Source organism: Bacteroidota bacterium (genome assembly GCA_016718825.1).
GTDB lineage: Bacteria > Bacteroidota > Bacteroidia > J057 > JADKCL01 > JADKCL01.
Map to the genome: position 1 here is coordinate 139,235 of JADKCL010000010.1, position 26,315 is coordinate 165,549.

The 26,315-nt window shown below is 50.3% G+C and carries 23 protein-coding genes; 10 read left to right on the forward strand and 13 right to left on the reverse strand.

Annotated elements, in window-relative coordinates:
- Positions 1–231 precede the first annotated feature (231 nt).
- Complete coding sequence (locus IPN95_13615; protein ID MBK9450417.1) at positions 232–2,019, forward strand: tetratricopeptide repeat-containing sensor histidine kinase; 1,788 nt, start codon at positions 232–234, stop codon at positions 2,017–2,019.
- Between the two features lie 7 nt (positions 2,020–2,026).
- Here IPN95_13615 and IPN95_13620 read toward each other — a convergent pair whose 3' ends face one another.
- Positions 2,027–4,708, reverse strand: coding sequence for a heparinase II/III family protein (locus tag IPN95_13620; protein ID MBK9450418.1), 2,682 nt, complete (start codon positions 4,706–4,708; stop codon positions 2,027–2,029).
- Between the two features lie 72 nt (positions 4,709–4,780).
- Here IPN95_13620 and nth point away from each other — a divergent pair, with 72 nt between their 5' ends.
- From nth to IPN95_13635, 3 genes are all read left to right on the forward strand, one after another.
- Positions 4,781–5,440 carry an endonuclease III gene (nth, locus tag IPN95_13625; GenBank protein ID MBK9450419.1) on the forward strand — a complete coding sequence of 220 codons (660 nt, stop codon included), beginning with the start codon at positions 4,781–4,783 and terminating at the stop codon, positions 5,438–5,440.
- Between the two features lie 353 nt (positions 5,441–5,793).
- A complete protein-coding gene (gene recA, locus IPN95_13630; protein MBK9450420.1) occupies positions 5,794–6,831 on the forward strand; it encodes a recombinase RecA in 1,038 nt (345 codons plus the stop codon).
- A 184-nt stretch (positions 6,832–7,015) separates the two neighbouring features.
- Positions 7,016–7,873, forward strand: a complete 858-nt coding sequence (locus IPN95_13635; protein MBK9450421.1) for a WG repeat-containing protein — start codon at positions 7,016–7,018, stop codon at positions 7,871–7,873.
- Positions 7,874–7,915: 42 nt separating this feature from the next.
- On the opposite strand, the gene bshB1 is transcribed toward IPN95_13635, so the two are convergent.
- From bshB1 to IPN95_13665, 6 genes are all read right to left on the reverse strand, one after another.
- Entirely contained in the window at positions 7,916–8,644 is a 729-nt protein-coding gene (bshB1, locus tag IPN95_13640) for a bacillithiol biosynthesis deacetylase BshB1 (protein MBK9450422.1), read from the reverse strand.
- Positions 8,645–8,646: 2 nt separating this feature from the next.
- Positions 8,647–10,554, reverse strand: a complete 1,908-nt coding sequence (locus tag IPN95_13645) for a hypothetical protein (GenBank protein ID MBK9450423.1) — start codon at positions 10,552–10,554, stop codon at positions 8,647–8,649.
- Between the two features lie 87 nt (positions 10,555–10,641).
- Positions 10,642–11,478 carry a PASTA domain-containing protein gene (locus tag IPN95_13650; GenBank protein ID MBK9450424.1) on the reverse strand — a complete coding sequence of 279 codons (837 nt, stop codon included), beginning with the start codon at positions 11,476–11,478 and terminating at the stop codon, positions 10,642–10,644.
- A 100-nt stretch (positions 11,479–11,578) separates the two neighbouring features.
- On the reverse strand, positions 11,579–12,280 hold the full coding sequence (locus IPN95_13655) for a hypothetical protein (GenBank protein ID MBK9450425.1): 702 nt from the start codon (positions 12,278–12,280) through the stop codon (positions 11,579–11,581).
- The gene (locus IPN95_13660) at positions 12,274–12,930 is read right to left on the reverse strand and encodes a hypothetical protein (protein MBK9450426.1); all 657 of its coding nucleotides are present in this window, start codon (positions 12,928–12,930) and stop codon (positions 12,274–12,276) included. Before IPN95_13660 ends, IPN95_13655 begins: the two co-directional genes overlap by 7 nt.
- 86 nt (positions 12,931–13,016) lie before the next feature.
- A complete protein-coding gene (locus IPN95_13665; protein ID MBK9450427.1) occupies positions 13,017–14,612 on the reverse strand; it encodes an LptF/LptG family permease in 1,596 nt (531 codons plus the stop codon).
- A 161-nt stretch (positions 14,613–14,773) separates the two neighbouring features.
- Here IPN95_13665 and IPN95_13670 point away from each other — a divergent pair, with 161 nt between their 5' ends.
- The gene (locus IPN95_13670; protein MBK9450428.1) at positions 14,774–15,259 is read left to right on the forward strand and encodes a hypothetical protein; all 486 of its coding nucleotides are present in this window, start codon (positions 14,774–14,776) and stop codon (positions 15,257–15,259) included.
- A 20-nt stretch (positions 15,260–15,279) separates the two neighbouring features.
- On the opposite strand, the gene IPN95_13675 is transcribed toward IPN95_13670, so the two are convergent.
- From IPN95_13675 to eno, 4 genes are all read right to left on the reverse strand, one after another.
- Entirely contained in the window at positions 15,280–16,095 is an 816-nt protein-coding gene (locus IPN95_13675) for an amidohydrolase (GenBank protein MBK9450429.1), read from the reverse strand.
- A 3-nt stretch (positions 16,096–16,098) separates the two neighbouring features.
- Positions 16,099–17,862 carry an LptF/LptG family permease gene (locus IPN95_13680; protein MBK9450430.1) on the reverse strand — a complete coding sequence of 588 codons (1,764 nt, stop codon included), beginning with the start codon at positions 17,860–17,862 and terminating at the stop codon, positions 16,099–16,101.
- A 186-nt stretch (positions 17,863–18,048) separates the two neighbouring features.
- A complete protein-coding gene (locus IPN95_13685) occupies positions 18,049–18,345 on the reverse strand; it encodes a septum formation initiator family protein (GenBank protein ID MBK9450431.1) in 297 nt (98 codons plus the stop codon).
- 2 nt (positions 18,346–18,347) lie between these two features.
- Positions 18,348–19,637: a phosphopyruvate hydratase gene (gene eno, locus IPN95_13690; GenBank protein ID MBK9450432.1), complete on the reverse strand. Its 1,290-nt coding sequence runs from the start codon at positions 19,635–19,637 to the stop codon at positions 18,348–18,350.
- A 130-nt stretch (positions 19,638–19,767) separates the two neighbouring features.
- Here eno and IPN95_13695 point away from each other — a divergent pair, with 130 nt between their 5' ends.
- Positions 19,768–20,223: a GNAT family N-acetyltransferase gene (locus IPN95_13695; protein ID MBK9450433.1), complete on the forward strand. Its 456-nt coding sequence runs from the start codon at positions 19,768–19,770 to the stop codon at positions 20,221–20,223.
- Between the two features lie 176 nt (positions 20,224–20,399).
- On the opposite strand, the gene carA is transcribed toward IPN95_13695, so the two are convergent.
- Entirely contained in the window at positions 20,400–21,500 is a 1,101-nt protein-coding gene (gene carA / locus IPN95_13700) for a glutamine-hydrolyzing carbamoyl-phosphate synthase small subunit (GenBank protein MBK9450434.1), read from the reverse strand.
- A gap of 10 nt (positions 21,501–21,510) precedes the next feature.
- Positions 21,511–22,065: an NAD(P)H-dependent oxidoreductase subunit E gene (locus IPN95_13705; protein ID MBK9450435.1), complete on the reverse strand. Its 555-nt coding sequence runs from the start codon at positions 22,063–22,065 to the stop codon at positions 21,511–21,513.
- Between the two features lie 256 nt (positions 22,066–22,321).
- Between IPN95_13705 and lpxD the strand changes: the two genes are divergently transcribed.
- From lpxD to IPN95_13725, 4 genes are all read left to right on the forward strand, one after another.
- Complete coding sequence (gene lpxD / locus IPN95_13710) at positions 22,322–23,356, forward strand: UDP-3-O-(3-hydroxymyristoyl)glucosamine N-acyltransferase (GenBank protein MBK9450436.1); 1,035 nt, start codon at positions 22,322–22,324, stop codon at positions 23,354–23,356.
- A gap of 3 nt (positions 23,357–23,359) precedes the next feature.
- The gene (locus IPN95_13715; GenBank protein ID MBK9450437.1) at positions 23,360–24,754 is read left to right on the forward strand and encodes a bifunctional UDP-3-O-[3-hydroxymyristoyl] N-acetylglucosamine deacetylase/3-hydroxyacyl-ACP dehydratase; all 1,395 of its coding nucleotides are present in this window, start codon (positions 23,360–23,362) and stop codon (positions 24,752–24,754) included.
- 114 nt (positions 24,755–24,868) lie between these two features.
- Positions 24,869–25,666 (forward strand): acyl-ACP--UDP-N-acetylglucosamine O-acyltransferase, encoded by a 798-nt coding sequence (lpxA, locus tag IPN95_13720; protein ID MBK9450438.1) that lies wholly within the window; start codon positions 24,869–24,871, stop codon positions 25,664–25,666.
- The gene (locus IPN95_13725; protein MBK9450439.1) at positions 25,653–26,255 is read left to right on the forward strand and encodes an ABC transporter ATP-binding protein; all 603 of its coding nucleotides are present in this window, start codon (positions 25,653–25,655) and stop codon (positions 26,253–26,255) included. Before lpxA ends, IPN95_13725 begins: the two co-directional genes overlap by 14 nt.
- Positions 26,256–26,315: the final 60 nt, after the last annotated feature.

Here is a 26,315-nt window from a genome sequence, read left to right on the forward strand (position 1 = left end):
AAATGGGAGGATTGGTCAAATTTTGTATTTGCAGTTTGCCATTGAATTGATACATTTACTTTGAAGGCCGGGTGGGAGAAAGAAGGCCGCTTTTCGAGGAGGAGATCATTGGATTGTTCTGTGTGATTGGATTTTCGAATTCGATGTATGGCGTTGGGCTATTGGATAGTCTGATCCGCTTGTAATGTGGAAGCTTCCCGCGGCTATCGGGCCTTGAGATCGTTTGGGTGAATGAAAAAGTTCTGGTATCCTGTCTTGATTGTAATTGCAGCATGCATTTTGCAGGCACAAGCGCGTCCAGACACGTTGCTTGAAAAAGGAAAGGCTGCCTATCAGGACGGCAACTATGCCAATGCCATCCTTTTTTACCGCGAATACCAACTTTGGGCGGCTAAAGTTGGAGATAAATCGGCCGAAGCAGATGCGTTGCGGTTAATTGGAGATGCATTTAGGGCATCCAACGAACCTGATCAGGCTGTCAAGCAACTCAACCTTTCCCTTCAAGCTGCCACTGAGGCTTTGGATAGTGCCCTTATCGGACGTGTTTACAACCGGCTATCTGCTGTCTATTTTGAAATCGGTGAAAATTCCCTGAGTGAACGGTATGCCCAAAAAGCTATTTCGATATCACAAGCAAAGGGAGATCAGGGAAATGTATCCAATTCGTTGAATATTTTGGGGGCCGTTTATCGGTCCAAGGGCCAATATCCACAGGCACTCGACGCGCTTCGCAAATCCGTCGAGATCCAAAAAGCGATTGGTGACACACTTGACATTCCCAATGCATTAAACAACATTGCCAATACCCTCCTCGCCATGGAGCAGTATCCTGAAGCCGTTGAAGTCGCCGAGGAAAGTTATGAGATGTCGATCAGAACAGACATTCCCATCTATTCCCGATATGCGGCCTTTGTTTTGACCGAAGCCCATCGCCGTGACAAGGACTTTGAAGCAGCACTTTTCTGGAAAGACAAGGTGAGTGAAATCGATCAACGGATTTTTGACGAAACGAAAACCAATGAAATCTCCAAGCTGCGCGCGGAAATGGACTTGGCACAGAAAGAAAAGGACCTTGAACTCCTTCGAAATGAAAGCGCACTCAAGGACCAAACCATCGCCAGCAAAAATGCGCAGACGATCGCGATGGCATCTGTTGGGGTGATGGTGCTTGCCATGACCGTTGTTTTTTATGTGACTTGGCGCAGGCAGAAGCGTGCCAACAATGTCCTTCAAGAGAAAAACAAACAAATTGCCCAGCAATCGTTTGAAATCTCATCCATTAACCAGCATCTGGAAAATGCAGGACAGGAACAGATGCGGCAACAAAAGCGGCTCGAAGAAATCAACAAGGTCAAAGACAAACTTTTTTCGATCATTTCCCACGACCTGCGTTCACCCCTCAACAGCATTCAAGGATTGATGAGCCTCTTGAAGGAAGGCCGGCTCACCGGCTCCGAATTCGAATACATGCTCGACACCCTGATCGACCGCGTCGAAAATACAACGATGCTGCTCGATAACCTGCTCAATTGGTCACGCAGCCAAATGGAAGGCTTCAATGCGGAAATAGAAACCGTGGATCTCGCCGAGATTGCAACCAATGTCTGCAATATGTTGGAGCATAGTGCCCGTCTCAAAGACATTCGCATTCACAACGCGATTACCGAAGGAACGCGCGTCACGGGGGACCGACATATGATCGGCCTCGTGATCCGCAACTTGGTTTCCAATGCGATTAAATTCACAGAAAACGGTGGCAGCATCCAACTTGAAGCAAGTGCCAACGGAAAGGGTATTCACGTTGCGGTCAAAGACGACGGCAAAGGAATTGCAAGCCAAGACATCGACAAGGTGATGGGTGAGGACTATTATTTCACACTTGGCACCGCCAATGAAAAAGGCTCCGGCCTCGGATTACGCCTCTGCAAAGAATTCCTCGCAAAAAACAACGGCCAACTTTGGCTCGAACCCAACACAGATAAGGGAAGTACATTCTACTTCTCCTTGCCAGCCGCCTGAAGCAGCGTCAATCCTCCAAAACCACCTTTTGCATGCCCTTCACCTTGCCTGACTCGTCGCATACGCGTGCGAGGTAAACGCCTGCCGGGAGGTTTTCCACTTCCAGCAGAAAGCTGTAACCGTTGAATCGACGGCTCATCAACAAGCGGCCATCCATTCCCAGTAATTCAAATTGTCCCTGCTCAAGTACCGTTTCCACATGAAGGTTGCCTGCGGATGGGTTTGGCCAAACGAAAAGATTCCTGTCTGCCTGCGCTGGATTACTTCCGATGATCACGCCCTCATGAATCGTAAAACGGCCCGGATCGCCAATGACGACCATCAACCGGTCAAGCCCGGCGTCATATTGCCAGCTTTGCACGGTTCCAAAGCCGAGCACAGAACCCGGTACATAACCCAGATGATAGATATAATAGGTCCCCGAAGCACTGGCATAGGCTTCGTGGTTGGTAGCATCCATCCTGCCCAATGCATAGTTCGCATTCACGGTCGCATAGGCCAAGGTATCGGCACCAAAACGCAGCAGAGAACCATTCTCAATCAAAAACTGCGAAAATTGTCCGGCTGAGGTCTCCGAATAAAAGGTCATTTTGCCGTTTCCATGAAGATCCTGCGCCAAACCTGTTTCGCTCGCGGGAACGGATGTCCGAAGGAACGCGACATCTACAAATCCTCCCCGATTCACACGAATGGCATCACAGCCCAAACCGCATAGAAGTGAAACATCCGGTGTATCGGTTTCAAAAGGAATCAATGCGGCAAGGAAATTGGCATTCGAAACACCATTCTTGTTGGCACGCAGGGTGGTATGCGTTTCCATCGAATCATAACGCAATTCGTGGATGTCGGTCGTGCGGGCAATGCTTGTCAATCCTTCATTTGACGTGATGACGGCCTTGAGGTTGACGCCGTTTTTGGTCCAAGTGGCGCTGCTTCCTGCCGAATCAATTGCGAAACTCCCGTGTGTGGAGTCCCCGCCTTCCAATCCCAAGGCATGCAGCTGCCACTGATAATTGTTGGACGCGCCCGTAGTAATTTCATCGGCAATCAGAAAATAGTCTCCCCTGACAAACAAGGGCTTGCGCACGATCGTAGCACCTTGGTAAGCGGTTGTCACCTCGGCATAGTCCATGTGCTGAAAATCGAATTCGCCGGCAGCAAACCCATCGGCATCGCCCGCCACGCCCGTTGTTGCTTCCGTGGGGCCCAGACCGTTGACCAGGACCATGTTGTGATGGGCCGGACCATCGATTTCGTCACGACGGTCCCACTTCAAGTAGCCGGGATCCACCGCCAATTCCTGTCCGCGCGCATGCAGGATGAATCCTGTCACATCCACGTGGTTGTGCCCGTTGGCGCTCGAACGCGTGCGGCCATTTTTGGCGGCAATATGCAAATAGGTCGAAGTGGTGTCCCAACCGGATCGCATGACGACGTCACCGCTTTGCGGAAGCACTTGCAACAAGGAAAAAGTATCCGTGGTCGGCGGCAACATCGCTGAAATAAAATCGGCTGCGATATCGTCGGAGCTATGGTGGAGTTGGTCCCAAAGCGTGGTCGGCGCCGTTGGATTGAACCGCGTACCGTGGTAAGTTGGGCGAAAACGTGGATCTTCGGTGAGTACCATATCTGCATTAAAGGTCTGCGCAAAACAGTCCTCAATTTGCGGATCGCGCCCATCGGGCATCCGTATGCGCATCACCCATTCCCAAAGCAGGTCAAAATTCGGGTCATGAAAAGGATGTCTGACGTTGGCATTCCGGCCATCAAAGGTCACCGCGAAGGTATTGTCCGGTACGAAATTGCCCATGGCATGGAAAAATTGAAGGCAATGGCGCATTCCAAATCGCAAATAATGGGGTCCTTCCGAATACCCAGCAATCACGCCCGGATCAGACTGCCGCACATTGCTTCGCCAGAGTACGTTGTCGATGTTCCAAAGTGCAGTCTGAATCCACTTTTGGGGTTGGCCATCCACGCTGCTCGAAGTAGCATCGTTCAACACGACCGCGCTCATCCCCAAAGCTCCGCAAGCGCGCAAGGTATGGTTGTCGACATGCAAACTCGTGAGCCCCAGTCCGAAGGTGTTGAATGCCACCTGCGTATGGAAATTGGTGGAATATTCATGCAGTTTGGCGCGTGAGATGGTCAACAGCGAATCGGGAACTCCAGCACCTTTGAGCAGATCGTAAGCGATGAGGTTATCAATCAACTCATTCGCTCGCCAGAGATAATTGCCAAAGTCGGGATAGGTTTCCACATTGGTATTGATGCGCTCGAGCAGCGAGATCGCCTTGTTTTGCAAATTGGTTGCATCCGTGTTGCTCAAGGTATCCAGGGACGAGGGTTGCACCGGTTTGCGGTCCAACAAAAGGACATAAGCGCAATTTTTGGCCGTATGTGCCGCAACGCGACGGTCTTGATTGCTCGACAGGACGGGTGGCAGATTTTGACCGAAAGCGTCGGAATAAAGCCCGGCGTAGAAGGAAAACATGTCGGGATTGTTCAAAATCCAATTCCTTGCCGCAGGGATTTCACTGGATTTAAGCAATGTACGCGGATAGGAAAGGTCAGCCCCGGCAGGTGTCCAAGCCCCCTGCGCGAAAGCCCCCGCAGGAGATGCCAAAACCAGCATGAACAACGGTCCTAAAAGCAGGCGCAAAAACGAAAGGCGGCAAAAATCTCTCATGTGGTAACGCAAAATGGTATTTTCCAAAGAATTTCGGCAAAAATTACCTAATTCGACCTCCAAATCCAATCCATGAGACGGAAAGAGAAGGCAAGACTGATGTTGGAACGATTGGCAAGGGTAATCCCTACGCCGGTGACAGAGCTCGACTACCACACGCCGTTTCAATTGCTCGTGGCTGTCATGCTCTCCGCACAATGTACGGACAAGCGGGTGAATCAGACCACTCCGGCGCTGTTTGAACGTTTTCCTGATCCCGCGTCCTTGGTCGGCGCCGAATTTGACGAGGTCTTCCATTATATAAAAGGTATCTCCTACCCTGCCAACAAAACGCGCCACCTGATCAGAACTGCCGAAATCCTTGTTCAGGAGCACAACGGCGAGGTCCCGAATGACTTTGAAGCTTTGTTGAAATTGCCCGGCGTTGGACGGAAAACTGCGAATGTCATCACGTCCATCTTGTGGAAGGCGCCGCGGCTTGCCGTGGATACGCATGTCTTCCGCGTGGGCAATCGCGTCGGACTCACTACGGCCAAGACACCTTTGCAATCCGAAAAGCAATTGACGGAGCTGTTTTCTGACGAACAAATCCCGGATGCGCATCATTTTTTGATCCTGCACGGGCGCTACACCTGCGTGGCGCGCAAGCCGCTGTGTACCCAATGTGTGCTCACCGATATCTGCAAACACTTTGCGCGGCAGGCAAAAGCCAAGGCTGCAAAGGGTAGCTGAATCTTATTCACCAAAAAAATTATCGGTCTGCAAACGGGAAAAAGCCGCTCTTTGTGGCAAAAACATACATTTCAAACATTTTACTATCGAATGTGGAAATTATTTGCATTCAAAATTAGCATGGTTCAAAATATTAGCCTACATTTGGGTACAAATTGCATCGTTTCTTAGAATGCAAAGATTGTTGCTGGAAATTGACACGAGATGTCAAAAACGTAGTGGAAGATTGTGTCGAGATGCGGAGGGCGTCTCAGACGGTCGGTGGCATGGTGTCCCGATCTTGTGTACAACTTTTCACTTGTAATAGAAACCCAAAAAATAGTTTTGCTATGAAAACAGTAAACGGAACCCCGATGGCAGTTAAAGACGAAAAATCTGATAAGTCAGAAAAACTCGAAAAAATGAAGGCACTCCAGGCCACAATGGATAAACTGGAGAAAAGCTTTGGCAAGGGCATTGTGATGAAACTGAGCGATCAAGCGATCGTGGACATCCCGGTGATCCCGACCGGCTCACTCGGCTTGGACATCGCGCTCGGCGTCGGTGGCTTGCCCAAAGGCCGTATCATCGAAATCTATGGTCCGGAATCGTCCGGTAAAACCACTTTGGCCTTGCACGTCATTGCAGAGGCCCAAAAGCGTGGCGGACTTGCCGCATTTGTGGATGCTGAACATGCATTTGACCGCTTCTATGCTGAAAAGCTGGGTTGCGACACCGAAAACTTGCTCGTTTCCCAGCCTGACAACGGTGAGCAAGCCCTCGAAATTGCTGAAAACCTGATTCGTTCCGGTGCGATCGACGTCATCGTGATCGACTCCGTCGCAGCCTTGGTGCCTCGCGCCGAAATCGAAGGCGAAATGGGCGACTCCAAAATGGGCCTTCAGGCACGTTTGATGTCCCAAGCCATGCGTAAGCTCACAGCAGCAATCTCCAAAACGCATTGTGTCTGTATTTTCATCAACCAGCTCCGTGAAAAAATCGGGGTCATGTTTGGCAACCCCGAAACAACCACCGGTGGAAATGCATTGAAGTTCTATGCTTCGATTCGTATCGACATCCGCCGTATCGGGCAGCTCAAAGACGGCAATGACATCACCGGTAACCGCGTCAAAGTCAAAATCGCCAAGAACAAAGTCGCGCCACCTTTTAAAGTCGCCGAATTTGACATCACCTACGGTGAAGGCATTTCAAAGGCAGGTGAAATTCTGGACCTCGGCTCCGAATTGGGCATCGTGCAGAAATCGGGCTCTTGGTTCAGCTATGAAGGCGACAAACTCGGCCAAGGCCGCGATGCTGTCAAAGCATTGCTTCAGGACAACCCTGAACTGATGGAAAACATCGAGAAGAAAATTCTCGAGAAGATGGGCATCAAATCCACATTGCCAAGTTGAGCAGCCCGTTCTGAAGACACCCCGGTGTATTCAGATGCCATCCTGAAATTGTTGGTGTAACAGCCATTTTATCCGGGGTCCATTTGACCCCGGATTTTTTTTGCCAAAAATACACGAGGCCGTAGCAGACGATGGCAATTCCCCAAAGGTTGTTATTTTTGTCGGTATCAATCTTCATATCCAAATGTCAAATTCATTCGTTCGTATTGCTTTTCCTGTTTTGGTTCTAGGAATGGTGTTCTTTTCGGCATGTTCTGAAAAAGCAAAACCATCCGAAGGCGCGTCCACTGATTCCACAACCGTGGAGCCGATCGTGGAAACTACCATCCTCAACCCTGATTCGGTGATATTCAAAGCCGCCGAAGTGGAAGGAATGGTGCGGTTCAAAACAGCGGGAAACAAGTATGGCTTTTATGGAGGCAAAGGCGACACGGCCGTAACAGCCAAATACGACATGGCATTTGACTTCAAAGATGGCACGGCCAAGGTGAAGCGGGATGGGAAGTTTGGTTTCGTCAATCTCAAAGGTGAAGAAGTGGTGCCCCCGAGCTACGAAAAAATTGCCAATGTCGCGGAAGGCAAGGCTGCCGTGGAAGTCGATGGTAAATGGGGATTCATCGACATGAGCAACAAAATGATCATTCCTGCCACGCTTGACAGCACGCAACCATTCGGAGAGGGGCTTGCGCCGGTATTACTTGACGGTGCGAAGTATTGGAGCTATGTGGACATGAAGGGAAAGGTCGTGATCTCCGATGCCTTCAAACTCGAAGCTGCCTGGCCATTTGCTGAAGGACTCGCACATGGCATGAAAGAAAACCATTGGGGTTACTTTGACAAAAAGGGAAAGGTGGTTGTTCCTTTTCAATACCTGAATGCCGGACAATTCGAAGAAGGTTCAGCGCCTGTCCAAACCGATGCCCAATGGATGCGGATCGACAAAAAGGGCAAATGCGTCATGAATTGTGAACCGGAAAAGCCAGGGCAACATTCCGAAGGCGATGGTCACGACCATGGGGACCATGAAGGCCATGACCATTGAGTTAAAGGCAATTCGCTGAAAAGAAGATTCAGAAGAATGGTGCTACAAATGCGCCATCATGTCCTCGACGCGCAAGGGTTTCTCAGACACGAAGCCTTCACCATACTGTACGCCGATCAAATGGCCCATTTCCTTGGCTCGGGCGCGCAACTGCTCCATGAAGCCCTTGGAAGAGATATAGGTCTCGGGCTCATCGCTTTCCGGATTGTAAAACTGTGAGGAGAAGGCCTTGACAGCCTCCATCTTGGTATCCATGAAGTCCGAAATGTCGACGACAAAATCGGGCATGATCAATTGATCCTGAATGTATTTCCAGACTTTTGCGGGCCGCCATTCAACTTGGGCAACACCGTTGTAGCTTGTCTCGATGCGGCGAAGGCCTGAAAAAAACACGGCATTCCGCACCAATTCGGAGCCACGGCCGTGGTCGGGATGGCGGTCATAAGGCGCATTGATCAGCACGATATCTGGACGAAACCGACGCACGACCTCGATGATCGCCAATTGATGTTCCTCGTCCTCACGGAAAAATCCGTCCCGAAAGCCCAGGTTGTGACGCACCGTCAATCCGAGAATCTTGGCAGAGGCAGCGGCCTCCTGATCGCGAATCTCAGCGCTACCGCGCGTTCCAAGCTCCCCTCGTGTGAGGTCCACAATGCCAACCTTACGTCCTTGGGCCACAAGCTTGAGCAAAGTCCCACTACAAGCCAACTCGGCATCGTCGGGATGAGCAGCAAATGCCAATACATCAATTTTGGGATCTGAATTCATCCTCAGTTGCTTCTAATCAATAGTTTTTTCCAACCATGGAGCGTTTCTCCACTCCCGTTTCGCCCCGTTGCCTGAAGCAAATAGAGTCCTTCGCTTTGATCGTTGGTCATGGGAAGTATAACCTCGCGGCTGGGAGCAATGTTTTCCCAAGTTTCCAATACTCGCCCTTGGAGATCCACCAAGGTAAATCGAAGATCCTTGAAACCCTTCGCCTCAGGAAATACGAGCCGAATTTCATTGGAAGCAATCGGATGTGGTGCAACTTCAAACGAGATCAGCGAATTTGAGCTCATTGTCGGAACACCGACTGGCAAAGCCGGCGTACGAAACTCGGGACGGATCATGAGGGTGCCGACATTGGTGGAGCGCTGAAATTCAGCGGTCGCGGTTTCATAGTAGATGATCCCATCCGGGGAATTGCGGTCAAAACCCAATCCAATTGGCTGTCCATCGACCTGACGCATGCCAACCCAAAAGGTTGTCGGCACAACGGCTTCCGTAATCAATTGATATCGAACAAATTCGTTCATGCTCGCACCGTAATTGACATTCATTCCGCCACTCGTCTCAACAAGGGAGGAATCGACCGAGAGGGAATCCCAAACCACCAAACGGAAGCCTTTGCCATCCAAATCGAAGCTTTGATTGGTTTGGGTATTGTAATAAATGCTGGGTGCAAACCGCATCCAAACCGCCACGAGCGTGTCGGGCCTTGGAATATGGAATTCCTGGCAAAAGGCACGCGCATTGGTCAGGCCATATCCGAAGTCGGCGACGCCGTCGTCCATCGCCAAAATAGAGTCCATCGGGCAGGTAAACTGCAGGGTGTCGTTTTGTTTGTGGGGATCGTTGGGCGAATTTTTGATGGCGGTCAATTGCATGGCACCATAGCCCACGATATTGGACGATTGGTCAGAAAAGGCCGCAACCGATGCCGTATCGGATTCAAATGGGGCCAAGTTGGCAGCAGTTGACGCGGAAATCGTTCCGTTGAAAACATTGTTTCCTGTAGGATCGGCAATGCTGATCGTCAAATTTCCTGCGCCTGCAGGATCACCTGCATTGCTGACGAGAACCTCGGTTGCTGTCATGAGGTTCGCATTCGGATATAATTTCCGCGGCATCGCTGTGTAGGGATACATCGGAGACTTCAGCATGCGCGCGACGGAAACATCGACAAAATCTGCATCGGTGTTGGTGCGTCCTGAATTAAGATACACGTAGTCCAAATGGAACTGATCCAATTCGCCATTCAACGATCCAAAATTTACGAATTTGAATCGGAAGGCATTGTGAAAGAAGACATTCGAATCCAACAGCACATGGTAAAGCTGGAAATTGCTTTCGGAGGAGCCCAAGCCTTTCAAGCCCCACGCCTGAACATATTCAAAGTCGCCGGTGCTGTCAAAATAGACGACGATGGAGTCGGAGTTCTCCGGAAACTCGCCGGTCCCTCCCCTTTCAATGAAAAAACTGAGGTAGACACTGTCGCCGACACTCAGACCGCTCAGGTCAATCGGCTGCGAAGTGAGTGAATCTGCAGATCCCGTGGAAAGATCCACTTGATACTTCAGCCCGTTTTTATTGATTCCGTCAAATGTCGCAACACCCTTGGAAGGAGGATTGTGTCCCTTTTGGTTGCTCAACGTCGGCCGTTTCGTATCGTTGGGGTGAAAAAACCAAAGTGACGTATCGGGCGTCGCTGCATCACTGGAAAAATCATCAAAAAACGGGAGGCTGAGCGTTGAAGTCTTGCTTCCTGATGCTGGAAAGGATAGCCTTTCCGAGGTAGAAATCGTCTTTTGAGGAAGACCAAAATCGGATTGCAGGACTTCTTGCGCAGAAGCAAAGGTAAAACCAGCAACGACAGGCAACAGCAATAAACAGAATCTTCTCAGTTGCAAATGCATCAGCAGACGGGTTGAATTCTAAAAACCTAAAATTACGTGAATTGTGCGAAGGAGAAAATCCCAAAAAACGGACCTAAAAGCGACGGATTATTCGCCACCATCCGGTCCTTCGTCGCCTGACTTTCCTCCTGAGATACTACCGTCGCCCCCTTCGATGACGTCCCCCGGCTCAGGACCCGCAATCCACAGATCCATCTCTTGACCGACGTGGATCGAATCTCCTTCTGCATAATCGGGATGTTGGCGCAGAATCGTGTAAAGCGTCTTTTCGGAGGAAGGATCGTAGGTCAGATTGCCCAGACTCAGGCCAAGACGAAGCAGCGTTGCATTGGCCGATTCGTAGGAATTGCCAACCAAATCCGGAATTTCCACCTTTTGATCACCCCTACCCTTGCCAACCACAAGATCGATTTTGGAGCCTTTTCTGATTTCCTCGCCTTCCTTGATGTTTTTGCTTTTGAATGATGCACTCAAGACCAAATCGGCAAACTCATGCGCGATGAACTTGATTTCGCCCAGAACCAATCCTGAACCCTCGAGCCGCAGTTTCGCTTGGTATTGGGAGACACCGTTGATGTCGGGAAACTTCACCACCGGCGCGACGACCTTGTTCACAGTCAAGTAAACACGACGTCCCGGCTTCACCTTGCTTCCTCCGATGGGATCTTGGGAGATGATCGACAAGGAAGGTAAAGTGCTGAGGAACAGGGAATCCGCAATTTCGTACCGAAGTCCTGCTTCTTCTAGTTTGACAATCGCCTCGTCCAATTGGAGCTTGCTCACATCGGGAACAGCTGCTTCCTCACCATGATTGGTGTAATAGGGCAAAAAGACGAAGAAAAACACGACATACACCAACACCGAAAAGCCGATGACCGCTGCAAGCGTGATAAAAAACTCCCTGGATTTGAAGTATTTGAGCATACGGGGTAAAAGTAGTGAAAATTGAGGGATTCGTATCGATTGAAGGCCGAGAGTCAGTTTGAGTATTCCACAAGGTATTCCACAATGGCGCCTTCGTCCATCAATCCAAAATACCGATCGCATCTTTTGGCGCTTGGAGCAGAGGATCTCCCACCGCCGTTGCCATTGCCAAAACCAATTTCAACAATGCCTGCCGGAATGAAGAAGCAGAAGGATTTGCTGGAGTGAGAATCGGGTACTTCCAAAGCTGCTGAATGATCACGGTCAAGCCTTGCATGATGTCTGTGCGCTTACGGCGAAGCTCCCCTTTTTGTTGCAGCAAGCTTGGCAAAGCCAACAATTGCTTTACCAGTTTGATCTCTTCCGGTTCCGGAACATAGGAGTCGGATTTTGCATCGTTCCAACCGGGAAGATGTGCCAATACAGCGGCCTCATGCAGAATTACCAACCAACGGTAGGGCCACAAGCGAATTTCGGCATTCAAATCAAGCGGAACTTGCAGGAACGCGAGCAGCTGCTGCGGTTCTGCCGACCAATCGCCTACCATTGCAGCGAAAGTGTTTGGCGCCAAACGCACATTCAGAAATCCAGCCTGCCACGCAAAGGTGACATCTACTGGAAACTCCTTTTTGAGGATGTGCAGGAGATCTTCAGCAGCGGAATCAGAAAGTCCGAAGGCATGCATGGATGCCGCAAAATCGAGATTTTCCCGTTCGGGATACCACCTCCACATCGGCTTGGCCTGCTTTAGGACTGCCAAATGGGCTTCGACGGCTGTTTGGATCGCGCTCGCGGTTACCAATGCAAATGCTTTTGAAGGAAGGCAAATCCCAATTCGATGCCGAGATAAAGTCTCAGGCCTGAATGCCCCTTTGCCAAAAACGGGAATTCGTACCAATTGCTCGTGATGTCCCGGGTTTCATAACCAGAGTTGGAGGGGAAAATCGGCGGAGCAAAATACTCGATGCCGCCGATGAATCCGTAGGCAAAGTCCTTGCGAGGTCCCGAAATCCATTGATAGCCGACATTGGCGCCAAATCCCAACTGCAGAAATCGCGTCTTGTCGGTGATTTGGAGGTCATCGTTGTAATTATGGAGCCAGATTTGTTTGAATCCGACGTGGGCTTGGGCAAAAAAACCATGGGGACCGGAATTTTCCGGAATGAAGTATTTGCGTGCACCTCCGCGCAAACCGACGCCGTAGTATTTCTGTGGGTGATCAGGCCTGCCGAATGGTTCATCGGCTCGACTTTTCCAGAATTGATGGTAGCCATAAGGCGCTACATACCAGAAAAATTCCTTGTCTTGAAACATCCTGTGCTCGATGGCCACACGAAATTCCTTGAATACAAAAGAAAGTGGATCGACCTTGAATAGCCGTTGCTTGCGCAACTGCGCCTGCATTTGTATCCCCATAACGAGGCAAAACAAAAGCAAAATCCACTTTTTCATCCCTCTAAATTACGGATTTCCCTTGGATGCACAGCGTAGTCCAACAATTCCAATGCCCTCCCAGGCCGTTTCCACCTGCCTCCCGATCATCGCCGCACCCGAAAAGTTCGTTTTTCCTCCTTGCGCCGGAACAATTTTGCAATGGGTCTGCCGATGGCATCCATCGCGCGGCCAACCGGCGGAATCTGATACAGCCAATACAATGGATTGGTAATGATCAAAATACGTACAAATGCGCGGCTGAATTTCCAGAAATTGTCCCCCGTAAAAATCGGGACCGCCGCAGCGGATTCCAGACTCAGTAAAATTGCCAGTGGCAACATGACCAACACTGGCAACCATGCTCCAAAAAATGGCGAAAGAACGCCTTCCGTAGCCATTTTCTTGCCTTGAATCATCAATACATAAAAAGACAGGTACAGCACCACCGACACCACGATCGGCACGCCCGCACCACCTTTTCGGATGATCGCGCCCAATGGCGCCCCGATAAAAAGGAAGATCAAACATGCCAACGGCAACGAAAACTTGAAATGGAATTCGATGCCGCGTTCCCGAATTTTCTTGTCCTCTTTGCCAAAAACATCGATTCCAGCCCGGATGACGGAAATCGCTCCTTGAACGTTGGTCATTGCGTCGTTGAGAATCGCTGCACGTTTGTTTTTGGGAAAATACCGCAAAATATCCTCTGGAGGAATGGCGTATGTCAACGTATCGACGCGGATAAAGCTCGAATCCAGCATGATGTTCTCTGCCATCGCCGCTTCATACTGCTTCGAAAATTCGGCCTTCACCGCACGAATACTGTCCATGGCCGTGCCAAGGTCAGTGAGGTTCAGCATATATTGGTGGCTGCTGAATTCCTTTTCTTCCGTGCGTTCAAGGTCAAACCCTTTCATGTCAAAACTGTAGAAGAGTGAATCGAAAAACACCCTCACAAACTGCTCTTCCCTTCTGCCCCTTCGGTTGATCTCCACCTTGGCTTCGTACGTGGCACCATGGTACAGCATCATGTTCATGTACTTTCCATAGGGATCCAAACGCATCGTTCCCGAATCGGCCATCACAAAGCGGTTGTTCCTTCCCGACGAATCCATGATTTGTGCGATTTCCATCGGTGTTCCACGGTTGTAGAAGATGACAGGCATGGTATCCTCTCCGGGGAAAAAAGTATGGTCATAAATCGAAATGCCGTGTAAAAGGTCCTTTGAAACATCTTTGTCGGTGATTCGAATCACATAATCGTCAATTCCCGAGTTAAAGTGACCAGGTTCCAATCTAAAAACCGGCTTCAATTGTTGCACATCGTAGAGAATCGCATACAATTTCAGGTTTGCCCATGGCACGATGTACGATGAAAGCCCAAAAGACATCAAGGAAACCAGCAATGTCACAAAAAACATCGGTCTGAGAATGCGTGGCAAAGACATTCCTGCCGAACGCATTGCCGCGAGTTCGTAGTTTTCGCCAAAATTGCCCATGGTGAACAAGGAAGATAGCAGCACGGCGACCGGCAATGCCAAAACGACCAACGAAATCGAGGCAAATGCAAAAATTTTGAAGATGGTAAAGGCTTCCAGTCCCTTTCCGAAGAGGTCTCCTTTGTATCTCGACAAGAATTGTAAAACAAGGATCACGAGGCATACTGCAAAACTCCTCAAGAGAGGCCTCGCGTATGACATCAGTATGAACCTATTCAGTAAATTCACCCCCAGTGGATCTCAACAATATTCGAATGCATTCTCCCCGTCTCTCGCTCTCCGAATCAAATGTGCTGCAAGACGCTCAATTTTTCACAACAAAGGCTGCGATTGACGCAAAAATTAACACTCTTTTCGCCGAATTGAAAAACAAAATCGAGGCATGCCAGCCTGCCAACAGCAAACTTCCCGCTGAAATCTGGTCCACGCCCGGCCGCATCCATCGCGGGGAGCACCTGGGAGCATTTCCTTGGCGTGCGCTCGATAGTCCCAGATGTTATGCAGGGACAGATATCTTCGTATTTCGCACATTGCTGGTCTGGGGAAATGCGTTCAGCTTTCACCTTATTCTTTCGGGTAAATGGCTGAAGTCCCATGGTTTTTTACTGCGACCCAAATCACTTGCCCAAGACGGATGGATGCTCAGTGTGCAAGACAGTCCATGGGATTGGACGTTGGATTCAACAAGTCACCAACCCGTTTCCCAATTTACCGATGGCGAATGGGATCAATGGATTGACAGCCATGAATGGCTGAAAATCAGCAAATCACATTCACTTGATCAGTTTAGTGAGATCCCTGATTTGGGTGCTGCACTTTGGAAGCACCTTGCGGCGGCCTTTCAATGAACTGAAGCAACTTGCAAGGCTCAGGCAAACAATTCGAATCGATCGGCATCTGCCCATGCGGGAAACTTCTCGCGGTATTCCGCCAGGGCGTTCCAATCGAGCGTAGCAGTGAGCAAAACCTCCTTGCCAACCTCATGCGCTGCAATCGTTCCCAAGGCATCCACGATCATGCTGTCCCCACTGTACACGATGTCGTTGCCATCGGTTCCTACCCGGTTCACGCCTGCAACCCAGACTTGGTTTTCAATGGCACGCGCTTGTAACAGCGCTTTCCAGTGGGCCACGCGCCTTTCTGGCCAATTGGCAACGTACAGCAACAAATCATACCACATCCGCCCTTCCGGATTCATGCCGTTGCGGCTCCAAACCGGAAAACGCAGGTCATAGCAGATCATCGGGCAAATCCGCCAGCCATTGAGGGAAAAAACCGGGAGCTCATCCCCTGCTGCATACACCTCATTTTCACCCGACATGCGGAAGAGATGGCGCTTGTCATATTTCAACACCAATCCTTCTTGCCCGACCACCATCAAGCGATTGTAATATTTACCATCTTCCTCCACGATCAGGCTTCCGACGACAATGGCACCGAGTTTTGCAGCGTGAAATTGCATCCATGCCAATGTATCCCCGTCCTCTGCCGATTCCGCCAATGGAGCAGGCTTCATGGAAAAACCGGTGGTGAACATCTCCGGCAAAATGATCAAATCGTGTTTCCCGACTTCGTCACGAAGCAAATTACTGGCCTTGCTCCAGTTCAGTTGCGGATTTTCCCAAGCCAAATCCATTTGCACCAGGCAAATGCGGAGGGCTGAAGGGGTAGCTTCTATTTCCATATCCTATTTTTTTGATTCATGTTCCTCGATGGCACGCCGAGCATCCGTTTTTGATTTTTCGCGCAAAGCAATGAGTTCTTCGACCGACATCGTATGCCGCTGAACGCCCTTTTTCTTCCAAATCGGTAGCCAACCAAACAACTTCCGCACGATCTTGTACCAGCTTACGCCGTACAGCAAGGTCGATTCCGTGGCACTTTGCCATGTGAAAAAGATCGCCATGGGTAGCATGACCAACACAGGCAACCATACCCCGACCCAAAGTGGGAGAATCTCATCCCTGGCAAATTTTTTACCCTGAATCATCAGAATGTAAAACAGGATAAAAAAAACGATCGAGAAAATGACCGGCACGCCTATTCCGCCCTTGCGGATGATCGCCCCAAGGCTTGCTCCGAGAAACAAAAAAACGATGCAACTGACCGGCAACATCCATCGGTAGTGCTGCTCAATGACAAACTTCCGTAGCTTTTCTTCCTCTCGCTGCGAACGGTCGATCGTCAAGCGGCTATAGTTTTCCATTGCCTGCACCTGATTCAATGTTTTGGTAAGCAGGTCTTTGGGTTGCATTTCTGGAAACCACCTGGAAACCGGCTGATTGACGTCGGCGGCAATGACTCCATTCGGACCATAGACCACTGAATCCTTGGCCATCATTTCGCGCATCCCGTTGTTGAGCGTGGTATCGAGATGCACATGCTTTCGGTTGAAATCTGCATAATCGTCCAAATACCCCCTTCCCTTTGCGGCCATGCTGTCAACAGCAACTCCTAACTCAATGATATTGAGCATGAAATGGTGATTGCTGAAGGTCTCTTCATCGCTCTGCTCAAGGTTAAACCCCTGCAAGGGAACCTTGTACATCAAGGTATCAAAGCTAAAGATCTGGGTCTTGTCACTTTTCGGACCTCCACCTTCATTGGGTTGGCGCTCAAACATTTCGCCATTGAAAAGGGTCATGTCGAGGTAGCCGGTGGATTCGCTCGGGACCATCTTTCCACGGGCGGCCATCGTAATCCGGTTATTGCCGACCTGATCGCGGTGATCAAAAATTTTAACGCGCGACAAAATGTCCGTTTCACGGTTGATTTCGCCCACATGAACCACCATTCCATCGAGACCATTGTAAAAGTGATTGGGCTTGAGGGCGAATGTGGGCTTGACCTTGCTCAAGTCATACAACAAGGTATAGAGCTTGAGATTGGACATGGGAGCAATGAAAAATGAAAAAAACATGCTGCCAATCATCACCACCAAGGTGGCATGGATCAAGGGTCGAATGGCCTTGAACAAACCTACACCCCCGGATTTTAATGCTGCGAGCTCATAGCGTTCGCCCATGTTGCCGAGCGTGAGCAGCGAAGACAACAACACGCCGAGCGGCAAAGCCATCGTCACCAAGGTGAGGCACGCCAATCCAAAAACCTTTGCCAAAACCGAGGATTCCAAGCCTTTGCCAACGATGTCCTCCTGGTATTTGGCCATGAACTGCAAGACCAAAATGAAGAGGATGACGGAAAAGGCAATCAAAAACGGTCCAACAAATGATTTCAGAATGAGTTTGTGGATCTGAAGGCGGTTTGCAAACAAGCTCAAACAAGCAACGTCAAAAACAATGGCCATCAGAATGGCATCCTTGTGTATCCCGATGCTCGCCTCACAATACGCTGGAAAACCGACCAACAACACCAGCATCGCAACCAAAACCACCGCGGCAAACGGTGCCAAGTAAGGAGAAAGATCCAGTTTGAACCCTGCGATTTTCAAGTGTGGTCAATAGCAAAAACGATCCGGGGACAAAACTAACGCTCCCACGGCCAAATCCCAATTCGGCGAGTGTGCAATTTCTGTACCATAAAGCAGCAGAAAAGCACCTTTTATGGGGTCGCAGGAAAATAAACAGCCCGCTTTGCTGGCAAAGGGGCTGTCTTAAGGTAAATGGTTCGCAAGAACCTATTGATTGGAAATGAGAAAAAGATCCTCATTCGCACGTTTCATCATGTAACGCTCACGGGCAAACCGTTCGATTTCCACCATGTCGCTCTCGAGCATGTTACGCGTCTCCTCGATATTGTCGCGTTCCTCCTTGAAAAAGGCCAAATCTGAACGCAGTTCCTTGATCCGAAGCTGCGTTTGAAGGCGATCCAAGAAGTTGTAGCGGTCAAAAAACAAGACCCAAATCAACGCGATGCCACCAAACACAACGTAAAAGTTGCGAACATACGGCAGGATTTTTGCGAATTTCTTCATGCTTAACGCTTGTATTTGAACATCGAAGCGCCAAAAACGGCCGCCTCGCCCAAATGCTCCTCGATGCGAAGCAATTGGTTGTATTTGGCAATCCGGTCACTCCGCGAAGCTGAACCTGTTTTGATCTGACCACTGTTGAGACCGACGGCCAAGTCTGCGATGAAAGTATCCTCGGTCTCGCCGCTGCGGTGGCTGATGATATTGGAAAATGCATTGCGCGTCGCCATTTGCACCGCGTCAATCGTTTCCGTCAAGCTGCCAATCTGATTGACCTTGACCAGGATCGAATTGGCGATTCCTTCCCGAATGCCCTTGCTCAGGCGCTGAACGTTGGTCACAAACAAGTCGTCGCCAACGATTTGAACCTTGTCACCGATGGCATTCGTGAGTTCCTTCCAGCCGGACCAATCATCCTCGGAAAGGCCATCCTCAATGCTCACAATCGGATATTTTGCAACCCATTCCTTCCAGAAACTGACCATTTCCGAGCTTGTGCGGCTTTCCTTGGTCGATTTCTTGAAGACATATTTGCCTGTTGCGACGTCGTAAAATTCGGTGGCGGCAGCATCCAAAGCGATGAACATGTCTTCACCTGGGCGATAGCCTGCCTTTTCGATGGCTTCGACCACGGTTTGAATGGCGATTTCATTGCTTGCAAGGTTGGGAGCAAATCCGCCCTCATCCCCTACGTTGGTGCTCATGCCTTTGTCTTTCAACACCTTGCGGAGCGTATGAAAAACTTCTGCACCCATTCGCAGGGCTTCGGCGAAGGTTTCTGCCCCGAGTGGCATGACCATGAATTCCTGGATATCCACACTGTTGTCGGCGTGGGCGCCTCCGTTGAGGATGTTCATCATTGGAACTGGAAGCGTACGTGCATTGACGCCACCGAGGTAGCGGTACAAGGGCAGGCCTTGCTCCATTGCCGCCGCGCGTGCAGCCGCCAACGAAACGCCCAAAATGGCGTTTGCGCCCAAGCGGCCCTTGTTTTCGGTGCCATCCAGGTCCAGCATGATGCGATCGATCATCGCTTGATCTTCGACTTCGCAGCCGACAACTTCGGGTGCAATCAGTTCATTGACATTCTCAATGGCGCGCAGAACCCCTTTGCCCATGTAGCGGTTGCGGTCTTCATCGCGCATTTCGATCGCCTCGTAGGCGCCTGTCGATGCGCCGGAAGGTACAGCGGCACGGCCGACGGCTCCTTCTTCGGTCATCACTTCCACCTCTACAGTAGGATTTCCACGGGAATCCAGAATTTCCCGACTTGTGATATGAATAATCGAACTCATTGGATATTCTTAATTTCTTTGATTCGGCCCAATATTAAGGAAATTGAACTTTCTCTGAAAGTCAGTTATGCACAGCGAACCTGTCGAAGGGCAGCAAATTTGGGCAGAGATGCCTAACTTCACGGCTGTTATGAAAAGTCAAATTACAATTCGTCCGGCAACAAAAGCCGATTTTGCCGTGCTTGTCGCCAACAACCAAGCCATGGCGATGGAAACCGAAAACCGGCAGTTGGACAATCAAATCCTGAGTGGGGGTGTGCAAAACCTGCTCGACGACCCCAACAAGGGCTTTTACATCGTGGCGGAGGAAAACGGACAGGTCGTAGGCAATCTGATGATCACCAAGGAATGGAGTGATTGGCGCAACGGCGACATGTGGTGGTTCCAATCGGTTTTCGTACATCCCGAGCACCGTGGAAAAGGGATTTTCAAGGCGCTTTATCAACATGTGATGGACCTCGCCAAGGAAAACGGCATCAAGGAACTCCGGCTGTATGTGGAGCATGACAATGTCGTTGCACAAAAAGTCTACGCCGCCCTCGGAATGGTCAAAAGTCACTACGACATGTGGGAAGTGGGCGTTTGAGGAAACAATTCGGGGAGGGCCACAGGGTCGAAGATGGGCTGGAAGAATATCGAATCAAAATTCGTGTCTCTTAGACGTCGGTGCCATGGCAAAAAGCAAATCCCTAGTAATCAATGCATTAAATAAAAAGCCAACAAGAAAAAGCTTTTCACTTTTCACTTTTCACTTTTCACTTTTCACTTTTCCATGTTCCGGAAAAACTGATCAAACAAGTACCGGCTGTCGTGCGGACCAGGCGAGGATTCAGGGTGATACTGAACTGAGAATGCGTTTTTGCCTACGACTTGAATGCCTTCCAAGGTATCGTCATTGAGATTGACATGGGTGACTTCCACACGGGGAGAAGCCAAGGCTTCCTGCAAATTGACGGCAAAGCCGTGATTTTGGGAGGTCACTTCGCTCCTGCCGCTCACGAGGTTTTTGACGGGATGGTTGATGCCGCGGTGCCCGTGATGCATTTTGAATGTGCTCAAGCCCAGTGCCCTGCACAAAATTTGATGGCCGAGGCAAATACCAAATAAAGGCTTGCCGGTTTCCAGTATGTTTTGCGCCAATTCTACCGCCCAAGGCATGGAAGCAGGGTCTCCGGGGCCATTGGACAGGAAATAGCCGTCGGGCTCAAATGCGCTGATGTCGGCAAGGCTTGACTTAGCAGGAAACACCTTTATATACGCTCCGCGTGCTGCCAAGCTGCGCAGGATATTCGTCTTGATGCCGTAGTCCAAAGCGGAAATGCGGACTGGTGCCGTGGGATCTCCATAAAAATAGGCGACCTCCGTCGAAACGGTACTCGCCAATTCAAGCCCCTCCATGTCGGGGCAGGCCGCCAAACGCGCTGCCAATTCATTGGAATCAAACACTTCCGATGAAATAATGCCGTTCATCGCGCCCTTGCTCCGGATGTGCCTGACAAGCGCCCGCGTATCCACATCCGAAATGCCGACAATACCTTGCTGCTCAAGATAATGCTGCAAATCGCCGATGGCTTCGGTACGCGAACTGATTTGGCTGAAGCTCTTGACCACCAAGCCGGCGATTTTTACGCCTGCGCTTTCGGCTTCGCCGGGATGCACGCCGTAGTTGCCGATGTGGGTATGGGTGGTGATCATCACCTGCCCCGTATAACTCGGGTCGGTAAAAATCTCCTGATACCCGGTCATGCCCGTATTGAAACACATTTCGCCGGTCGTGGTGCCGACTTTTCCGATGCTGTAACCCTCAAAAAAAGAGCCGTCCGAGAGCATCAGAACGGCCTTTTTGCGATCGCTATATTTCATTTTCCGGTACTCAGATCTTCGATTGGTCTTTGAGCGGGATGCTCACAAACGATGGCTGCCGGCCATTTCTCATTCCATCAATCAATTCACGCATGCTGTCGATCGTCAGGTTGTGGACGTAATGCCGATTCGTCACCTGTGCCACCGGACCGGTGTCACAAGCGCCAAGGCACTCCGCTGCACGGAAAAAGAAATTTCCGTCCTTGCTGTAGCCGCTCGCATCGCATTCGGTGTATTCCTTTGCAAATTTCAGCACCTCGTCACCACCCAATTCGCCACAGGCAAAACAGGTACAAACGTCCAAAACATGCTTGGGAACCGCCTGCTTGAAGTACATCGTGTAGAACGAAGCTACACCATAGACTTGGGCAAACGATAGCTGCAATGTGTCTGCAACGAGTTGAATGGCCTCTTTGGAAAGCCATCCGTACTTGTTTTGTGCCATCCACAGCACAGGCATCACTGCCGAGCGCATCGAAGGGTATTTGCCTTGATGTCCGCGAATCTCGATCAGTTCCTCTTCCGTGAACCGATAATCCTTGTTTTCGAAAACGTTTTCTGCCAAAATGACCTCCGTTTGGGAATTTGCCCAAAATTAGAAGAAAGGGCTGTAAATGGAAAAATATATTTGTCAACGAATGCCGTGCAACTTTTCCAAAGACGGCAACTTGGTCTTGGACAGCACTACTAAGCAACGGATCCGAATACAAAAATATTGAAAACAAGTGCAGAAACGTGGAAATCTTGGCGTTTTGGGCTGTGATACGTTGGCAGGAGGTATAAAATTTTTGTTTAGCTTTGGCGGTTCGATTTTTGGAGTAATGAAGTTTAAGGTAGGAGATATTGCAACCATGATTGGTGCTCAAGTCGTCGGTGACGCTGAGCAATGGATCAGCAGTTTGGCCAAAATTGAGGAAGGCAACCCCGGGAGCCTCACTTTTCTGGCCAATCCTAAATACGAATCCTTTCTTTACACGACCCAAGCCACGGCGGTCATTGTCTCCTCGGACTTCCAAGCCAAACAGCCTGTATCAGCCACATTGCTCAAAGCCAAGGATCCTTATATGGCCTTTGCGCAGTTGCTGCAACGATTCATGCAATTCGTGCAGAACAAATCCGGCATCGAGCAACCCTCCTTCATTGCAGAAACGGCTCAGATTGGTAAAAATGTCTATATCGGCGCCTTCGCCTACATCGGGAATGGTGCCATCATCGGGGACGGAGCCAAGATTTATCCACATACCTACGTCGGCGACTATGCTGCGGTCGGTGAAGGAAGCACCCTCTACGCCAATGTGAGTTTGTACTACGGCTGCAAGATCGGCAAGCATTGTATTGTGCATTCCGGCGCGGTGATTGGCAGCGATGGATTCGGATTTGCCCCACAACCGGACGGGCAGTTTCAGAAAATCCCGCAGACAGGCATCGTGCGGCTCGAAGACAACGTGGAAATCGGGGCCGGATGTACCATTGACCGGGCTACCCTGGGTGAAACGGTGATTCGCAAGGGCGCGAAGCTCGACAACCTGATCCAAGTCGCTCACAACGTCGAAATCGGCGAAAACACCGTCATTGCTGCGCAAACGGGCATTTCCGGAAGCACCAAAATCGGCAACAACTGTATGATCGGCGGCCAAGTGGGCATCGTCGGGCATATCAAACTCGCAGACGGGACCAAAATCGGCGCACAATCGGGTGTGTCCAAAACCGTCGAAGAAAAAGGAAAAGCCCTGCGCGGCAGTCCTGCGCAAGATTATAAGCTGCAGCTCCGTTCCGAAGCTGTGTTTCGCAATTTGGATGCAATCGACAAGCGCCTGCATCAACTGGAAAAAGCAATCGCCAATCGTCAAGAATAGGCTATGTACGAAAAGCAACATACGATTCAGCAGCCCGTCTCCGTGACAGGCGTCGGCCTCCACACGGGAGAGTCCGCAACGATGACCTTCAATCCGGCACCGGAAAATCACGGCTATATTTTCCGCCGTACCGATTTGCCGGGTACGCCGCTTGTGCCCGCAGACGTGGACAATGTCGTGGATACACAACGCGGCACGACCATCGAGGCCAATGGTGCACGGGTACATACCGTCGAGCATACGCTCGCAGCCCTCGCCGGATTGCAGATCGACAATTGCCTGATTGATTTGGATGGCCCAGAGCCGCCGATCATGGATGGTTCGAGTGTGGTCTTTATCGAGGCTCTTATGCGCGCAGGTTTGCACGAACAGCAAGCTGACCGCGAGTTTTTTGTCGTCGACCAGCCGATTCACTACTACGAAAGTGATCGGCAAGTCGATTTGGCAGCCTTGCCGATGGATGATTTCCGCGTCACGGTCATGATTGACTACAATTCCCCGGTCTTGGGAAGTCAACATGCCACGTTGCTCAACATTGAAAACTTCGCCGCCGAATTTGCCGATAGCCGTACGTTCTGCTTTTTGCACGAATTGGAGGCCTTGGCCAATGCAGGCTTGATCAAAGGTGGTGACATCAACAACGCCATCGTGGTCGTGGACCGCGAGGTGACACCTTCGGAACTCGAGCGTTTGGCGGTCTTGTTTGACAAGCCCAATATCGAAGTCGCTGACGAAGGTATTCTGAACAACATCGATCTCCGCCACCGCAACGAGCCCGCAAGGCATAAATTGCTGGATTTGATCGGTGACCTTGCTCTGATCGGTGCGCCTTTGAAAGGGCAGATTCTTGCAGCTCGCCCCGGTCACAAAGCCAACGTCGAATTGGCCAAGAAGATCAAGAGCCTCCTGAAGCAGAAGAAGATTCAGAAGAAATACCAGCAAAAGGAAGCCACCGGCGTGATATTCGATGTGAATGCGATTCAGAAGATCCTGCCACACCGTTATCCCTTCCTTTTGGTCGACAAAATCACCGAGTTTTCAGAGAATGAAATCACCGGTGTCAAAAATGTAACGGTCAATGAGCCGTTTTTCCAAGGCCACTTCCCCGGAAATCCTGTGATGCCGGGTGTTTTGCAATTGGAAGCCATGGCGCAAGTCGGCGGAATCCTTTTGCTCAACAAGGTCGAGAATCCCGAAAAGGTTTGGGTCTATTTCTTGGCCATCAACAACGCGCGCTTCAAGAAAATGGTGATCCCGGGCGATGTCATCACCTTCAAGTTGCAGTTGGACAGCTTGAAAAGGAACATCTGTAAAATGTACGGCAAGGCCTACGTCGATGGCAAACTCGTCTGTGAAGCCGAATTGGTAGCCGCAGTCGTGGACAAGGACAAAATGTGATTTGAATGGAGAATTGAGAATGGAGAATTGAAAATTTTGGTTCCATTCTCCATTCTCCATTCATCATTCTCCATTCTCCATTCATCATTCTCCATTTTTAATTCGTTTGAAAAGTTGAAGTATCCGATGACACATATCCACCCCGACGCCAAAATTGCAGAGGGTGTACAGATAGAACCTTTCGTGACGATCAAGGGGGATGTCGTAATTGAGGAGGGATGTTGGCTGGGTAGCAATGTCGTGATTCACGACGGCGCCCGAATCGGCAAGAATACGCGCATTTTCCCAGGCGCGGTCATTTCGAGCATCCCTCAGGATTTGAAGTTTGCCGGCGAAGTCACGACTTGTGAAATCGGGGAAAATTGCACGATCCGCGAATTTGCAACGATTAACAGGGGAACGAAAGAAAGCAATACCACCAAGATTGGGAACAATGTTTTGGTGATGGCCTACGCCCACGTGGCGCATGACTGCGTCATCGGCAACAACGTGATCCTTGCGAATGCAGTGAATCTCGCTGGACACGTGATCATCGACGATTTTGCGATTGTCGGTGGCATGAGCGCGATTCATCAGTTTGTTCGACTTGGGAAGCATTCTATTTTGCAAGGTGGCTCATTGGTGGGCAAGGACGTGCCTCCTTTTTGCAAAGGTGCGCACTTTCCGCTGCGTTATTCGGGGGTCAATGCACTGGGTTTGCGTCGCCGAAATTTTGATTCTGAGACGATTACAGCGATTCAGGATATCTACCGATTGCTCTTTGCATCGGGTAAAAACGTCTCGCAGGCCTTGCAATCCATCGAAGAGGAAATTGCCCCCTCCCCGATTCGGGATGAAATCATGGAATTTGTGCGGAGTTCCAACCGCGGCATCATGAAAGGCTACAAGCCGGGAAGCGATGACGAAGCTTGAGGTCTCCGGCCTAGGCAAGCGATTTTTCCGGCATTGGGTGTTTCGGAATTTGGACTTCAAGATTGACGAAGGCGAACGCGTCCTGCTCTGCGGCGACAACGGCAGCGGCAAATCAACCCTCATGCGCATCCTTTCCGGGCAATTGACGCCCACCGAAGGGACCTTGCAATTGTTCATCGATGGCAAGGAAATCGACCCCGAATCTTATTATCAGCATCTTGCCTGGAGTGGCCCCTATATGGAGCTTTACACAGACCTAACACTCAAGGAAGCCATTGATTTGCATGCCAGTTTTCGGCCGATGTTGGCCGCGCCCAAGGAAGTCTTGAAGCTGCTGCAGTTGGAGGACCATGCCGGCAAATTGCTGAAGCATTTCAGTTCGGGCATGCTGCACCGTGTGAAAGTTGGCTTGGCGATCCTGACCAAGTCCAGGTTACTGTTGCTCGACGAAGCGACCACCAACATGGATGCCGGAAATTCGCAGCTTGTGGTGGATCTGATGGACCGCTTTCTGGATGGTCGCATGTTGATTTATGCCAGCAACAAACCGGAGGAATTTGCGCTGTTTGAGCGGCGGGTGGAGATGTGAACGGTTATAGTTTGAGTTTAAATTGGAGGAAGCAGTTCGAGATGGAATGTGGAATAGCTT

What these genes read in the sequence shown, in the direction of transcription:
- IPN95_13615 (MBK9450417.1), top strand. Translation starts at nt 232, where the DNA reads ATGAAAAAGTTCTGGTATCCTGTCTTGATTGTAATTGCAGCATGCATT.
- IPN95_13620 (MBK9450418.1), bottom strand. Translation starts at nt 4,708, where the DNA reads ATGAGAGATTTTTGCCGCCTTTCGTTTTTGCGCCTGCTTTTAGGACCG.
- nth (MBK9450419.1), top strand. Translation starts at nt 4,781, where the DNA reads ATGAGACGGAAAGAGAAGGCAAGACTGATGTTGGAACGATTGGCAAGG.
- recA (MBK9450420.1), top strand. Translation starts at nt 5,794, where the DNA reads ATGGCAGTTAAAGACGAAAAATCTGATAAGTCAGAAAAACTCGAAAAA.
- IPN95_13635 (MBK9450421.1), top strand. Translation starts at nt 7,016, where the DNA reads ATGTCAAATTCATTCGTTCGTATTGCTTTTCCTGTTTTGGTTCTAGGA.
- bshB1 (MBK9450422.1), bottom strand. Translation starts at nt 8,644, where the DNA reads ATGAATTCAGATCCCAAAATTGATGTATTGGCATTTGCTGCTCATCCC.
- IPN95_13645 (MBK9450423.1), bottom strand. Translation starts at nt 10,554, where the DNA reads ATGCATTTGCAACTGAGAAGATTCTGTTTATTGCTGTTGCCTGTCGTT.
- IPN95_13650 (MBK9450424.1), bottom strand. Translation starts at nt 11,478, where the DNA reads ATGCTCAAATACTTCAAATCCAGGGAGTTTTTTATCACGCTTGCAGCG.
- IPN95_13660 (MBK9450426.1), bottom strand. Translation starts at nt 12,930, where the DNA reads ATGAAAAAGTGGATTTTGCTTTTGTTTTGCCTCGTTATGGGGATACAA.
- IPN95_13665 (MBK9450427.1), bottom strand. Translation starts at nt 14,612, where the DNA reads ATGTCATACGCGAGGCCTCTCTTGAGGAGTTTTGCAGTATGCCTCGTG.
- IPN95_13675 (MBK9450429.1), bottom strand. Translation starts at nt 16,095, where the DNA reads ATGGAAATAGAAGCTACCCCTTCAGCCCTCCGCATTTGCCTGGTGCAA.
- IPN95_13685 (MBK9450431.1), bottom strand. Translation starts at nt 18,345, where the DNA reads ATGAAGAAATTCGCAAAAATCCTGCCGTATGTTCGCAACTTTTACGTT.
- eno (MBK9450432.1), bottom strand. Translation starts at nt 19,637, where the DNA reads ATGAGTTCGATTATTCATATCACAAGTCGGGAAATTCTGGATTCCCGT.
- IPN95_13695 (MBK9450433.1), top strand. Translation starts at nt 19,768, where the DNA reads ATGAAAAGTCAAATTACAATTCGTCCGGCAACAAAAGCCGATTTTGCC.
- carA (MBK9450434.1), bottom strand. Translation starts at nt 21,500, where the DNA reads ATGAAATATAGCGATCGCAAAAAGGCCGTTCTGATGCTCTCGGACGGC.
- lpxD (MBK9450436.1), top strand. Translation starts at nt 22,322, where the DNA reads ATGAAGTTTAAGGTAGGAGATATTGCAACCATGATTGGTGCTCAAGTC.
- IPN95_13715 (MBK9450437.1), top strand. Translation starts at nt 23,360, where the DNA reads ATGTACGAAAAGCAACATACGATTCAGCAGCCCGTCTCCGTGACAGGC.
- IPN95_13725 (MBK9450439.1), top strand. Translation starts at nt 25,653, where the DNA reads ATGACGAAGCTTGAGGTCTCCGGCCTAGGCAAGCGATTTTTCCGGCAT.